Origin of the sequence: Oscillatoria sp. FACHB-1406 (assembly GCF_014698145.1) — a bacterium.
Lineage (GTDB): Bacteria > Cyanobacteriota > Cyanobacteriia > Cyanobacteriales > Spirulinaceae > FACHB-1406.
In genome coordinates this window covers 185,364-199,610 of the sequence record NZ_JACJSM010000004.1, presented here as the reverse complement: position 1 = coordinate 199,610, position 14,247 = coordinate 185,364, and the positions used below count along the sequence as shown (strand labels likewise).

Here is a 14,247-nt window from a genome sequence, read left to right as displayed (position 1 = left end):
AGGGTGAGTTACGAATTACGAATTACGAATTACGAATTACGAATTACGAATTACGAATTACGAATTACGAATTACGAATTACGAATTACGAACTACGAACTACGAACTACGAATTACAAAAACGATTGCAGCCTTATTTGGGCGGCTTGACGAACGGGGGCGATGCGATCGCGCGCTAACCCTTTTAAGACTTCAATTTCAGTGTTAACATTCTTAGCAACCTCCGTCCGCACTTTCAAATAGCGATCGCTGGCTAAACAAGCTAACACGGTTGCTGGGGTATTGGGATGCTGGGCAATCTTGAGCCGCACCTCCATCGTCTCATCCTTTGACAACTTCTCCAGCAAGATAGTAGGCGTGTGACGGTTCTCCGCCACGCCCTGACGCACCCAAGGTTCCCAATCGCGCGCTAATCGCTCCAAAATTTCAACAGACTGAGAATCGCGTGCTACATCGCCGCGAAACCATTTTGCCCCCTCATACAGCAATCCTCGAACCAGCACTATCGGGGCTTTCGGGTGACTGGCTATCGCCCGTTTTATGCTCGTTTCCGAACATTGTGCCAATTTTTCTAACACCCCGACAGGAAGATTGGGATTTTGAGTCACCGCACACCGCATATTGACATCGGGTTCCGCTGCCAAAGTTTCTAGCACCGAGAGGGGTGTTTGGGGGTGGCGGGCGACAACGTAGCGAACGGATTGCACGCGATCGCGCGATAATTGTTCCAATACCGAGGCCGGCGTTCGCGGATTGCGGGCAGTATTCGCGCGCACGTCATCGCTGCGATCGTTGGCGAACTTAATTAACCAAGAAACCGGCGTGTTGGAATTTCTCGAAATACTGCGGCGCACGTTATCATCAGGATCGTCTGCCAATCGTTCTAAAATAGACAAGGGCGTTTGAGGATTATCCGCGATCGCGCTGCGCACTTCGCCATCCTCGCTGCCAGCCAAACGTTCCAAGCAAGCGATCGCGCAATTCGGTTTCCGTAATACTCGATAGGCATGATAGCGAATCGAGCGCGAGCTATGATTCGCTACAATCTCCAATAATTCCTGCTGTCCGCGCAGAGATTCCAGCAGCCGGGATAAAGTGCGTTGAGGCATTGCTGCAACTAAATCGGGGTTTTCCAGCCATAGCAGTCCAAAAACCGGATTATCGAGCAACTGTTGGGGAAACTCCCCACCAACATTCAATAAAATATCGGTTGGCGCGTTCGGATTAGCAACAACCGCTTGCCGCGTCAAAACATCGTGACTATAGCCCAATTCCTTAAGAAGGTGAGTCGGCGCGTAAGGATTTTGAGCTACGATGCGCGCCAGTTCTTGGCTTCGACGTGCCAGTTCTACCAGGCGTTCGGCAGTCGTGCTTTCGCTTTTTGCCTCGGGTTCGAGTTCGGAAAGTTCATCGGGAAAATCGAGCATAAAGCAATCTGTATCAACTCTCGCAGTTCGTCGAAGTCTGTATCTGCTTCAGGATTGCCGCACCTAGGGGGTTATTAACATCAATAAATCCCTCAATCGCGCTAAAGTGATTTTTTCCCGGTTGCGGGAGATACTCGCCCTTAAGTCCTTTTTTTCGCCAAGCCCTCAGAAAATCTTGCGACTGACGGGCAAATTCAGGCGTTTCATCGCCGCCGTAGGTAATAATCAGGGAACCGGCGCGTTCGGGGATGTGGCGAATCGGACTATTGCGCAGTACCTCGCCCCAGGTAAGTTGGAGTTTCGGTTGCAGCCAAGTGTAAGGGAATGGCATTAAATCGAATAGACCGCTAACCGCGCAGCCGCCTTTAATAATATCTTGGGGCAGGTTGTAGTCGTTTTCCCAGTCGGTTGCCATCGCCATTGCTGTTAAGTGACCGCCAGCGGAATGTCCCGAAATGTAAATGCGATCGCGATCTCCACCGAAACTGTCCGCATTTCGGTAAATCCACGCAACCGCCGCCCGAGTTTGCCGCACGATTTCATCCAGCGTTACTTTCGGACACAGCGCATAATTAAGCACAATTGTAGTGATGCCCGCACTAACCGGTCCGCGCGCCACAAAACTAAACGGCTGAGTGTCATTCATGACCCAATAACCGCCGTGAATAAAAACAAGAATGGGCGCATTCGCTTCGGCTGCCGGAAAAATATCTAAATATTCCGCTCGCGTTGGCCCGTAAGGAACTTGAAGGTGATGGGAAAGTTCCTTGCGGGTTTCTGCACTGCGAGTGATGTACCAATTGAGATGGACGGACAAATCGATACCCGAGGCTGTGGGGTCGTATTGATAATCGAGTTCTTCTTGGGTTGTGAAATCGTGGTATAGCATTCCCTTTCTACCGCTGGAATTGCCCGAGAAAAGCCGTAACTTGTCTCTGAATAACTGTGAAGTTATCGAGTCGCGATCGAATCAATCTCGAATATCTTAACTCTTTGAGCGAACCTACCGCTAGTTTTAAGGTCAAAATCTGTACTGAGGTTCAGCCTTAATTCATGCTTGCACAACTTCTTAGCCCTTTTTTAGGTTCCCAGCCTATTGTTGAAAAAAAATATTGACCCGTATGGCGTTGAACGTACTCCATCTGTTCGTCGATCAATGCCGAGAAACTTGCAAAAACTTTTTCAACAATCTGACAAGCCGTTTTTTCTTGCTCTTTGTTTAACTCGATCGCCTCTAAAAATTTTTCAATGCAGTCATTTTTCAAACTGCCTCGAATATGTCCGAGTTCTACCTTTAAATGGGCTTCGCCAAAATAACTCAAGCGCTTGCGCGTTATTCCTTCTAACTCTCGACAGACGGGCAACATCGAAATAAGCGTTACTCGTCCCGTAGTTTCCATACATTCGATGACCGTCAACTTGAGAACGGGGTCATCGTTAAAGTGACATATTGCGGCAAGATCGTAACACAATTGACGAGTTCTTTGGGTTTCATTCCCCCATAAAAACCGTAAGGTTTCTGTAAAAGGAAGAGATAAATTAACCCCGAGCTTTTCTAAGTCTGCAAGATACCAAGCCCAATGCGTACATTCCTCATAAGTATGAATATTAATCATTTCTTGGAGGAGACTATCAGCAGGTTCTTTGCGTAAAACATAATTATTGAGATCTTTAACGCACATCGCGAAGGGCGCAAGACAAGGGGCCCAAGAAATTCTTTCAAGCGGTGCAATACTCGTGTCTTGCATGAATGCAAAAAGTGCTAGCTTCTCAAATTCTTCTTTCTTCTTCCGAATCAGTGCCAAGACTTCCTTCATAAATCAACTTTTCCTCCTCGGCGCACTCCATACTTTACTTCATTGTGTAAATTCGTGACTCTTTTGTCATCCGAAAAAATACGCGATTATCAAGACTTTATAAAGTTTCGATAAAGTACCGCTCTGAGTCATAATCTTCAAAAGAAGAAATCTATGTTCGGTAGCGATCTTTACATTCTCGTCGTTTACACTAAAGTTGGGGTCAAAAATTTTATACCCGCAAAAGTCGATTTATACGCAGTCTGTTTGTAATAAAAATCGTACTGATACAGTTATATCTACGGGGATTGCGGTTGAGAGGGTGCAGCGGGCATCCATTGCTGAAGCGATGCGCGTGTTTGCGCTAGTTCACCGATATATTCGTGCAATTCGTCTCGTTGAAACTCCAAGGCAGCAATAACGCGATCCGCTTCTGCCTCTTTGCGGGTGCGTTCTTTGAGCAAGTTTTCAAATTCGAGTTGGAAGCGATCGATATAATTATAAATTTGTTTTTCTGCGTGGCGAAAATCTTCAGCAATTTGAGTTTCGATGGTGCGTTCGACAATCGCTAAACTTCCGGCGGTTTGGCGATCGATTTCTAATTCGATCGCTTCAATCGTCTTTTTGAGATCGATGGTATAGTAAGAATGCTCCTCATCGACCGGAACATCGACTTCATAATCGCGACAAAACGCTTTCCGTTTCTCTTTTTTGAGTTTGGTATAAGTTTCCGTTAAATGTTGAACTTGAGCGTCAATTCCCTGGAAGTCAAAATTGAGCATCTGAATCGGATTAATATTCAACGCTACATTTAAGGATTCGCCAAGGTGCTTGGAGAGATCGTTAGAAATGGTCTGAATATTCTCGTAAATTTCCGCAACCAACTCTTCGCGAATTTGCATCCCTTCTCGCGAAAGCTTATCTTGAGTATTTGTCCACCAACGGCTAATTAAAACGGAACAAAAACCATTGATATCTTCTTTGACAGAATTTACATCTTCTTCGCTATTGCAGCGAATTTCATAAGGATTATCGGAACGCTCGCCTAAGCCAGAAAAAACTTTTTTGAGGGAGTCCGCTAGACGTTGCGGTACATCAAACCGAGTGGAAGGGTTGCTGGCATCTTCTACGATTCGTTCTGCTTCAGGATTTTCTGTTTCTGCCATCCAAGATTGAACAAAGAGGTCAATTTCTTCTTCAATGGTGAGTTTTGCCGTGCGCGCGAAATCTAAAATCTTATCTTTAAACTGGGCCACTAACTTAATTTTTTGTTGTTCGACTAAAGTTTTAACTCCTTTAACTTGTAAGAGAGCAACGCGAGCGGCTTGTTTGTAATCTTCTAGGCGCTGGCGAAGCGGTTGTAGTTCCATTTCCCAGCCGTTAATCCGAATATTCAGACTATCTTCAATTGCTTGGGTTGCTCGTTCGAGTTGAGCGGTAACATCATTTAAAAAGTTCCAGCCGGAATTCGCAATAACGCTCTGAATAACCGAGGATTCTATGCCTTTAATTAAACTATCTTCGAGGGCGCGATCGGCGATTTTTTTGGGACTGGGGATAATAATGTCGCCTTCTTCATTCTCGCGGGCGTATTTCGCACTGAAAAAACGTTTAAAATCTTTAATGTGGTTGGGAGTCGCTGTATCCTGTTGAATCAATTTAGCAAGCAGCCCCAGCCAAGCACTGGCAGGATAAATGACGGGTTGAGGAATGCCGAACTTAATCAGTAATTGTCGCAGGTCGGCAATTGTATCTTCAATCGGTCTGTCGTCTTCCGTCTTGCGATCGATTTTATTCAATAAAAAATAAATTTTGCTGGTGTTTTGCGCTAAAAATTCTTGGCGCTGTTCGATTAAATCTTGAAGTAACTCGGAATTGGTATTATCTTTAAACGAGCCGTAATCGAGGATGAAAAGAATGGCATCGCAGGTGCGTAGGGCTTCTAGGGCGGCTTGTTTGAGCGCGATCGCGTTAAAATCAACAGACTGCCACTCATTCGGTCCGGGAGTATCCACCAAGGTTAACCCATTCAACGCCGGAAGATCGCTGAGCGCTTCAATGGGATGTTCGAGAGTAAAGCGCGTTGCGTCGTCTTGGTTAGCAGTGGCGCGAATTTCGTGGGTGCGCTGCAAAAATTTGGTTTTAATCGCGATCGCGTCGCCTTGTGCTAGTAAAATCGGTTTACTCTGTCCCTGTCGGTGTTCCCAGAGTTTCGGGGCTGCACCCTCGGGAATCGGACGAATATCGGTACGGCACACCGTACAAGCTTCAGTCTCGCTCGCCAGAACGTCCGCCCCAATCAGCGCATTCAGGAACGTGCTTTTCCCCGCCTTCATCGCTGCAATCACCGCAACCTGATAGCGCTGTTCCTGAAGCGCACCTAAAGCGCGCGTGAGGTCATCTTCAATGCTACCCGAAGCGTCGGATTCCTGCCCCAAGCTCATCTGCACCGCGCGCATTTCTTGAAGGTACTGTAAAATTTTGATGCCCGTGGTGTATATGTTTTCGTAGGTTTCTTGAAACTGTTGAGAAGACATACGCGCAACACCCTTATCGCTACGGCTACTACAGCTTACCGAAAAATGTGCGCCAAAACCAGCAAACAGTTAACAGCGAACGGCTAACTCCTGACTGACAACTTCCTGACTTATAACTCCTGACTAACAATTAATAACTGATAACTGATAACTGTGATGACTTTACCACTCCAATTTTTACGCCAGGAAACGCTAGAGAACGAACGGGAATTTCACAATCGGTGGGCAGCCGCAATTGATGCCGACAGCATTTGCGTCCGCGACTACTTTGAAGCTTGCACCGCACCAGAAAATCGCTTTATCTTGCAACAATTGGGCGATGTTCGCGGGAAATATCTTCTCGACTTAGGGTGCGGCGCGGGCGAAAATAGCGTTTATTTCGCTCTAAAAGGAGCGCACTGCATCGCAACGGATTATGCCCCCGGTATGGTAGAAGTTGCTCGGCAATTAGCCGAAAAAAATGGCGTACAGATTGAAGCAAAAACTGCCAATGCAATGGCCTTAGACTTTCCCGATAATACCTTCGATATTGTCTATGCCGCGAATTTATTGCATCATCTTCCCGATCCTCAAATGGCGCTACGGGAAATGCACCGCGTCCTCAAACCGGGTGGCAAAGCCTGTTTTTGGGATCCGCTCAAACACAATCCCGTCATTAATGTATACCGCCGTATCGCGACAGAGGTGAGAACCGAAGATGAAATGCCCCTTGATATTCGCATCGTCCAAGAAGCGCGATCGCAGTTTTCCGAAATTAGGTACGATACATTTTGGCTCGCGAGTTTGTGGATTTTTCTCAAGTTTTATCTCGTCGAACGAGTTAACCCAAACGAAGAGCGATATTGGAAAAAAATTATTATCGAGCAAATGCGATTGAAACCCAATTACGAACGCTTGGAGAAATTGGATCGAATTTTGAAAAAAATTCCGGGTTTGAAACGAATGTGTTGGAATGTAGCGGTAGTTGGGACAAAATAAACTAAGGAGGAAGGATGAATGATAGATTTCACTCGGTACGACTATTGTTTAATCGTCGATCTCGAAGCGACTTGTTGCGATCTCCAAACGATTAAGCGCCATGAAATGGAAATTATTGAAATTGGCGCAGTAATGGTCAAACGGGAAAATTTGTCAAGTGTTGATTCCTTTCAAACCTTTGTTAAACCAGTTCGCCATCCCGTCTTAACGGCGTTCTGCAAACAATTAACGACAATCGCGCAAGAACAGGTCGATCGCGCCCCCGGTTATGCCGACGCGATCGCCGCTTTTAACACTTGGAAATCAGCTTATCCTAACGCCCTATTTTGTTCTTGGGGGGATTACGATCGCAAACAATTCGAGCAAGATAGCCGCTTCCACAAACTCCCTTATCCCTTCGCCAGCGAGCATCTCAATCTCAAAGTTTTATTCACAGAAACTCAGCAATTACCCAAACGTTACGGGATGAATGGAGCCTTAGAACTAGCAGGCATTCCCTTAGAAGGAACGCACCATCGCGGCATCGACGACGCGCGCAACATGACTCGATTACTGCCTTATATTTTAGGAACTAAAAAGTTATATAATTCGTAATTCGTAATTCGTAATTCGTAATTCGTAATTCGTAATTCGTAATTTCCTATTTATCCCTCATCATTGCCCACTCATAATTTATAATTCATAACTCATAATTCATAATTCATCCCATGTTATCTCCTCTCGAGCCAGGAACGCTCTTAAATCAACGATATCGGACGATCCGCCTTCTCGATAGCACCACGCCGGAGCGCACCTATCTCGCGCGCGATGAAGGACGATTTAATGCCCTGTGTGTCGTCGCCGAACTGCCTCTCAATCCCACAGCGACCGAGGAGGTCAAAGCCAAGTCACGAGAACGTTTTCAGCAAGAAGCCAACCGACTTTATCGCCTCCAGCATCCGCAAGTTGCCGGAGTTCAAGCCTCTTTCGAGCAAGACGGTCGTTTATTTCTGGTTCTGACTTATATCGAAGGTCAAACGCTGCGGGAGTTGCTGCAAGCGCGTCAACGAGAGGGAAGTAATTTCAGCGAAGCTGAAGTGCGATCGCTCCTCGAACGCCTACTCCCCGTACTAGACTATCTTCACCGCCACAACATCGTTCACGGCAATATTACCCCCGAAACGATCGCGTTGCGCGGTAATTTAGCCGGAATGGGGAAAAATACGGAGGGCGAACCCGTACTCACTCATTTTGGCGCAATCTCCGAATTAGCCCATCGCTTCCAATCTGCCGACGGGCAAAGTCTCTCCACCGTCGCCGCTCGTATCGGCTACGCACCGCCAGAACAGCGCCAAACCGGACAAAGCAACCCCAGCAGCGACTTATACGCCCTCGCCGCTACCGCCGTCGTACTACTGACGGGGAAAGAACCCGCAGAATTATACGAACCCTTAAATCAAACTTGGCAGTGGCAGCAGTTTGCAAGGGTAAGTCCCGCCTTGACTGTCGTCCTCGAGCGAATGCTGCAACCGCGCCCGAGCGAACGCTATACCGCCGCAAACGAAGTCAAACAAGCTTTAGCCTCGCCCCAACCCGCACCGCCACCCCAACCCGCAGCGCCGCCCCAACCCGCAGCGCCGCCCCAACCCGCAGCGCCGCCCCAACCCGCAGCGCCGCCTCCCCCAGCTTCCAACTTAGCCACCGTCGCTGTCGGCAGACCTCAACAAACTGCAAAAGCTTCCCCCTCCTCGCCGCCTCCGCCTCAAAAACCTGCCGCCCCCCAGCGCCAAGTTTCTATCCCGGAGCCAAAAGCCTACGCGCTGTTAGATAATCCTTTGGTTATTACCCTGCTGGCGATTATTGTGGCGATTATTGCGGGGGTTAGCGCTTGGCAGTTAGCCAGCTTTCTCTCCCGACCGCGCCCCACCGAAGCGCCTTCGCCCGTGCCTTCCGAATCAGCCGCCGAAAGTCCTTCGCCCACACCCAACGCTACGCCATCGCCATCGCCATCGCCAACGAAAGTATCGGAGACGACGCGGCGCATTCCCTTACTGGCGGGGGAAAGTTTTGTCGATCGCAACGTTTTAAGCGGCCGCGCGATCGCTAACTACATCATTCCCGGCAGCGCCGATCAGCGCTTGCAGGCCAGAGTTCGCAGCGAAGGCGTTTTATTGAAAATCTTTCAACCTAACGGTCGGCTCATTTCACAAGAAGCTTCTTCTGTCAAGACCTGGGAAGGAACGCTCCCCAGAGCGGGCGATTACACCATCCAACTGTTTTCGGCTCCCGACGCAAAACAGAGCGATTCCGAGTACGAACTGAATTTGCGCCTCGAAACGCCCGTCGCGCCCGAACCCTCGCCCTCAGTCGAAGAGCCTAGCGCCTCGCCCTCCCCAACTCCCACTCCCCCCGAACCCACCGTTGAGAGCGAATCCGTAACCTACCCGCCCGCTCTTCAGGGAGAACCCCTAGAACTGAGCGGTGCAACCAGTCCGGAAACGGTGAAACGTTACTTAATTGATGTGAAAGCCGGACAAGTGCTACAAGCTGCCGTTCTGCAAGGGCGCGTTAACCTCGAAATTCGTTTTCCAGACAGTCGCTTGGTGGAGGATGCTCGCGGGGTGCAGTTGTGGGAAGGAGAAGTCTTGCAAAGCGGACAATATCAGATCGACGTGCGCGGCGATCGCGCCCGCGACTTCAAGATTTCGATCGCCGTGCGCGATTCCGCTCCTTAAAACCCCTAACCTATCTAGGCTTCTTCATTTTTAATTTTTAATTTTTAATTTTTAATGGGTATTACTTGCGCCCGAAATCCGCCGGAATTTCTCCCCAGTTCGTTGTATCCCACTTCAGAATTCGATTGCGGTATTCATTGTTTTCGAGCCAGTCTAAAGCGCGATCGATTAATTCAAAGATCTCTTGATTCTTGGCACTTCGGGTTAACGTTGTCCGAACTTGTCGATTTTTCACCCAAAGCATCGCCGTCCGAGAATCGGAATAGATCGGCCAATCCAGCCCTCTTTCTTTCAAATAAGCCAGTCCGCGCGCGATCGCCAGGAACTCTCCGAGATTATTCGTCCCATAGGGGAGGGGGGACTGATGAAATATCTCCTCGCCCGTTTGCGTATCAACTCCTCGGTATTCGACATCGCCGGGATTGCCCAGACAGGAAGCATCCACGCAAATACTCCGGGCAATACATTCACTAGGGAGAACTAAAATTTGTTGCGGTTGCGGTTTGGGAGGTTTCTGAGACGGTAAAAAGCCTTGCTCCGGGGATTGTAAGGCGCTTTCTGCTTCTGCCCTTGTCTTAAAAGACTTATAAACAGCACCGCTAAAACCTTTAACTTGCTGTTCGCAGTCCGCCCAAGTGGTAAAGATTCCGGTTGTTTTCCCTTTTAAAACCGCATAGTATTTTTTTTTGAAGTCATCATTCGGCTAATCTCCCAGCATTCACTTTTAAAATTAAAAATTGTTAATTCTCAATTGTCAAACGATGTCCCGAGCCTGCCGAAGGGCTGCTGTCCCCCCTCGCAACCCTTTCGCCAGAGAATTTTCTTGCCGATCGCCGCACACTGAGTCGAGCAATAGGTTTAAATAGAGGATGAAGTCGCGCAAACAGGATTCAGAGAGCTAAAACTGTTGTTACAATTTTGAACGAGTCAGCCCCAATAACCGGGAGGGGAAGCTCTCGAACGGGTTAAACCTTCCCCCTCAATCCCGCAAACGCCAATCGGATTCGGAGTTGCTCGTGTTTTTCATCACCTCAAGGAGTTAGCGGTGGCAGCACACAAGATATTGGTTATCGACGATAGCAAAGTGATCAGGATGCGAGTGAAAGAAATGTTACCCGCGAATGTGGACGTTATTGAAGCGAAGGATGGGGCGCAAGGACTTAGCTTAATCCGTTCCGAGCATCCCAACGTGATCATGCTGGATTTTTTGCTGCCGAAGATGAGCGGTTGGGAGGTTTACCAAGAAATTCAGAAGCGTCCCGAACTTCAAGCAATTCCTTTAGTAATGATGTCCGGACGCAAGGAAGAAGTCACGGAGAAACTTCCGGAACCGTTTGAATATTTCGCATTTGTGGGCAAGCCTTTCGAGAAAAAGCAGTTGCTCGAGGCGATTCAAGATGCGACGAAAAAGGCGAGAGAACGTCCTGCTATGGCGGTTCCGAGTCCGGCGGCTCCCACGGGCGATAGCTCTGCCCTACAAGCGGAGGTTGAGGCTCTCAAACAACAAGTCGCCAAAATGAATGGTGAAATTGAAGGCTTGAAGAAACAGTTGGTACAATTAGTTGGGTTTATCAAACAAAAGCTCAAGTAGAACGATTTAAAAAGGTTTGTTGGGCGCACTGAAGCTCTAAGCCTCAGTAATATTGCTACTCTTTCCTTTTTCCTCGGGTGCATCCCTCATCGGCAGCCGGTTAGTCGAACCTTCGTCCTGTGGCATCGCGCCACAACCTTTCACTCTCACACTTAAACAGAAACCGTCCGTCTGAATTCTAAGTCGAATTGACCCTTCCGCGCTTTCGGAGCCAAAGTTCAGAGCGTGCGAACAGTAACACATTGTCAGAACATTTTCTTCTAAGATCGAGAATTGTGCTTTGAGAATTGGGAGGGACTTTTGAGGGATGAGTCAAACAAACAATCCCATTTCCGAGGGAGAAAGAAAACGGGCTGGAAAAAGGCGCGTTGGTGCTAGAGCGAGAAGTAAGTCTCCGAGAAACAGCACGGCTATAAATTCTACAGTTCCCGTCGGCATCTTGCATTCTCTGACGGGGACGATGGCGATCGGGGAGCCGTCTTTGAAAGATGCGACGTTAATGGCGATCGCGGAAATCAATCAAGCCGGAGGGATTCTCGGCAAAACCATCGAGCCTTTGGTGGTGGATGGGGCTTCAGAGCCTGCGGTATTCGCTCGGGCCGCTAGACAATTACTTCGCGATCGCGGCGCAGTTGCCCTTTTTGGCTGTTGGACTTCAGCCAGTCGCAAAGCGGTTATTCCCGTTCTCGAGGAGCACAATGGAATGCTCTGGTATCCCCTTCAGTATGAAGGTCTCGAGGAGTCGCCTCACGTTTTTTATACCGGGAGTTGCCCCAACCAACAAATCGAACCGGCAGTGCGCTGGCTGTTAGGGCAAAATCGACGGCGTTTTTACCTGGTGGGTTCGGACTACGTTTTTCCCCGCACGATTCACAAAATTATTCGCGCCGAACTCAAGCAGAAAGGGGGAGTTTGTCTGGGCGAACATTACGTTCCCTTGGGAACGATGAATTTTGAATGGATTTTGAAGGCGATCGCGCAAGCAGAACCCGATGTAATCTTTAGTACGCTCAATGGCGATAGCAACATCGGTTTTTACCAGTCTTATCGCAAGGCAGGCCTCGATCCGGAGAAACTACCGACTTTAGCCGTTAGCGTAGCCGAGGAAGAATTGCGCCAAATCGGAGAAGCTGCGATGGGACACTACGCCAGTTGGAGCTATTTCCAAAGTTTGGCGACTCCGGAAAATCAAACCTTCGTGCGCAATTTTAAAGCTATGTACGGAGCGGATCGGGTGACGAGCGATCCGATTGAAGCCGCTTACACGCGCGTTTATTTGTGGAAAGCGGCAGTCGAAGCGGCAGGCTCGTTTGAAAGCGATCGCGCGCGCCAAGCTGCCTGGGGTCTTACTTTTACCGCTCCCGGCGGCAGAATTTTTATCGATAAAAATCAGCATCTCTGGAAACCCTGCCGCATCGGACGAGTCTCGCACCAAGGACAATTTGAGATCGTCTGGGACTCTCAAGTGCCGATCGCTCCTCAACCTTGGCTGGGCCTGGAAACTTGGGATTCCCCTCAAAAGCAGATGTCGATCGATCTGCTGGCGGAAGTATCTCAAGGACTCCACCATCGCTGCGAGTTAGAAGCCAAAAGCGGCGCGCTCAATCTGCTGATGCTCCAGTTACTACGCGCCAATCAACGCTTAAGTCGCGCCCAAGAACAATTGAGAACCACTCAAAAACAATATCGGGAATTCCAAGAGCGCGAAAAACTTTTAAAAAAGCGGCTGACAACGAAGATTCGCAGTTCGCTTAGCCTGAAGATGATTTTAACGATTGCAGTCGAAGAGATTGCTAATTTATTAGACCTTGACTGCTGCCGTCTTTTGTGGTACTTGACTGGAGCGCAGGGTCAACGCTTTCAACCCGCCGCCTGTGCTGCGATCTCATCCTATCTCTGCAATCTAGAAATAAGCGATGCTTTAGAAGGCTTGGGATCGTCCATCCTTCAAATTAGTTGCATGGTTATCGACGATATCGATCGAGATCCGCAACTGGAGGGAGAACGGCGCGCTCGCTTGCAGGCGGTTGGCTTGCAAGCCTTATTAATTGCGCCGATCCGAACTCGCTCCGGACAAGATGGTTTGATTGTCTGCGAACAATACCAAAAACCTCGCAATTGGACGGATTCAGATCGGGAATTACTGAAAGCAGTGGTCGATCAATTAGCAATCGCGATCGACCAAGCACAACTCTATGAAGAAAGTAAAACCGCCGCAATTCTCGCCCGCGCCAAAGCTCGAGAACTAGAAAGCACATTAGAAGATCTCAAAGAAACACAAGCACAACTGATTCAAACTGAAAAAATGTCGGCCTTGGGAATGTCGCTGGCGGGAATTGCCCACGAAATTAAAAACCCCGTCAACTTCATTTGCGGCAATCTCGAATATACTCAAGAGTACGTGAATTCTTTGATTCAACTGCTCGAACTCTATCGACAACATTTTCCTAACCCGCCGCAAGCGATTCAAGATTACGCAGAAGAAATCGAAATCGATTTTACAATTGAAGATTTACCCAAAACTCTGACTTCGATGTCCCTAGGAGCAGAGCGCATCGAACAATTAGTGTTATCGCTCCGTAACTTTTCTCGTACAGATCGCGATCGCATGGAAGCGATCGATCTTCACGATGGTATCGACAGCACGCTTTTAATCCTCAGCAACCGCCTAAAAGCGAAAGCGCCGCGTCCCGAAATTGAAGTGATTAAAAACTACACCGAACTGCCCTTAGTGGATTGTTACCCTTCTCAGATCAATCAGGTTTTTATGAACATCTTAGGGAACGCGATCGACGCACTAGAAGAGCAAACAGAGGGTGAATCGTCGAATAATCCCTCGCATCATCCCCGAATTACTATCTCGACCGAAGTTAGCGCCCTCTCCTCAGAATTCTCATCATCGCAGTCCGAGGAAGGTAGCGAAGAAGCTAAACCCCCCTACGCTATCGTCCGCATTCGCGATAACGGCTCGGGCATTCCCCCCGAAAGCCAAAAATATTTGTTCGATCCTTTCTATACGACTAAACCGATCGGGAAAGGCACGGGTTTGGGGCTGGCGATCGGACGTAAAATTGTTGAGGAAACTCATAACGGTCTATTGACTTGTCAGTCCGATCCTGAAACCGGAACCGAGTTCGCGATCGCGATTCCTCTCAATCGTTCGGTTATTTGAATTTCAACCTTAAAAATTAGGATTTGCGAGAG

The 14,247-nt window shown here is 48.5% G+C and carries 10 protein-coding genes; 5 read left to right on the top strand and 5 right to left on the bottom strand.

Features of this window, described 5'->3' with window-relative positions; all coding sequences use genetic code 11:
• Positions 1 to 113: 113 nt before the first annotated feature.
• The 4 genes from H6G50_RS06630 to H6G50_RS06615 form a co-directional block, all read right to left on the bottom strand.
• On the bottom strand, positions 114 to 1,427 hold the full coding sequence (locus H6G50_RS06630; RefSeq protein ID WP_190714488.1) for a HEAT repeat domain-containing protein: 1,314 nt from the start codon (positions 1,425 to 1,427) through the stop codon (positions 114 to 116).
• A 13-nt stretch (positions 1,428 to 1,440) separates the two neighbouring features.
• Positions 1,441 to 2,316, bottom strand: coding sequence for an alpha/beta hydrolase (locus H6G50_RS06625; RefSeq protein ID WP_190714486.1), 876 nt, complete (start codon positions 2,314 to 2,316; stop codon positions 1,441 to 1,443).
• 157 nt (positions 2,317 to 2,473) lie between these two features.
• Positions 2,474 to 3,244, bottom strand: coding sequence for a hypothetical protein (locus H6G50_RS06620; RefSeq protein ID WP_190714484.1), 771 nt, complete (start codon positions 3,242 to 3,244; stop codon positions 2,474 to 2,476).
• A 278-nt stretch (positions 3,245 to 3,522) separates the two neighbouring features.
• Complete coding sequence (locus tag H6G50_RS06615; protein WP_190714482.1) at positions 3,523 to 5,760, bottom strand: dynamin family protein; 2,238 nt, start codon at positions 5,758 to 5,760, stop codon at positions 3,523 to 3,525.
• Positions 5,761 to 5,916: 156 nt separating this feature from the next.
• On the opposite strand from H6G50_RS06615, the gene H6G50_RS06610 reads away from it, so the two are divergent.
• The 3 genes from H6G50_RS06610 (at position 5,917) to H6G50_RS06600 (ending at position 9,452) form a co-directional block, all read left to right on the top strand.
• Entirely contained in the window at positions 5,917 to 6,738 is an 822-nt protein-coding gene (locus H6G50_RS06610) for a class I SAM-dependent methyltransferase (protein WP_190714480.1), read from the top strand.
• Positions 6,739 to 6,756: 18 nt separating this feature from the next.
• Entirely contained in the window at positions 6,757 to 7,332 is a 576-nt protein-coding gene (locus tag H6G50_RS06605) for a 3'-5' exonuclease (protein ID WP_190714478.1), read from the top strand.
• Between the two features lie 113 nt (positions 7,333 to 7,445).
• Positions 7,446 to 9,452, top strand: a complete 2,007-nt coding sequence (locus tag H6G50_RS06600) for a protein kinase (protein ID WP_190714476.1) — start codon at positions 7,446 to 7,448, stop codon at positions 9,450 to 9,452.
• A 61-nt stretch (positions 9,453 to 9,513) separates the two neighbouring features.
• Here H6G50_RS06600 and H6G50_RS24055 read toward each other — a convergent pair whose 3' ends face one another.
• Positions 9,514 to 9,897: an RNase H family protein gene (locus H6G50_RS24055; RefSeq protein ID WP_242032734.1), complete on the bottom strand. Its 384-nt coding sequence runs from the start codon at positions 9,895 to 9,897 to the stop codon at positions 9,514 to 9,516.
• 600 nt (positions 9,898 to 10,497) lie between these two features.
• On the opposite strand from H6G50_RS24055, the gene H6G50_RS06590 reads away from it, so the two are divergent.
• Complete coding sequence (locus H6G50_RS06590; protein WP_190714474.1) at positions 10,498 to 11,043, top strand: response regulator; 546 nt, start codon at positions 10,498 to 10,500, stop codon at positions 11,041 to 11,043.
• Positions 11,044 to 11,350: 307 nt separating this feature from the next.
• A complete protein-coding gene (locus H6G50_RS06585) occupies positions 11,351 to 14,215 on the top strand; it encodes a transporter substrate-binding protein (protein WP_190714471.1) in 2,865 nt (954 codons plus the stop codon).
• Positions 14,216 to 14,247 lie beyond the last annotated feature (32 nt).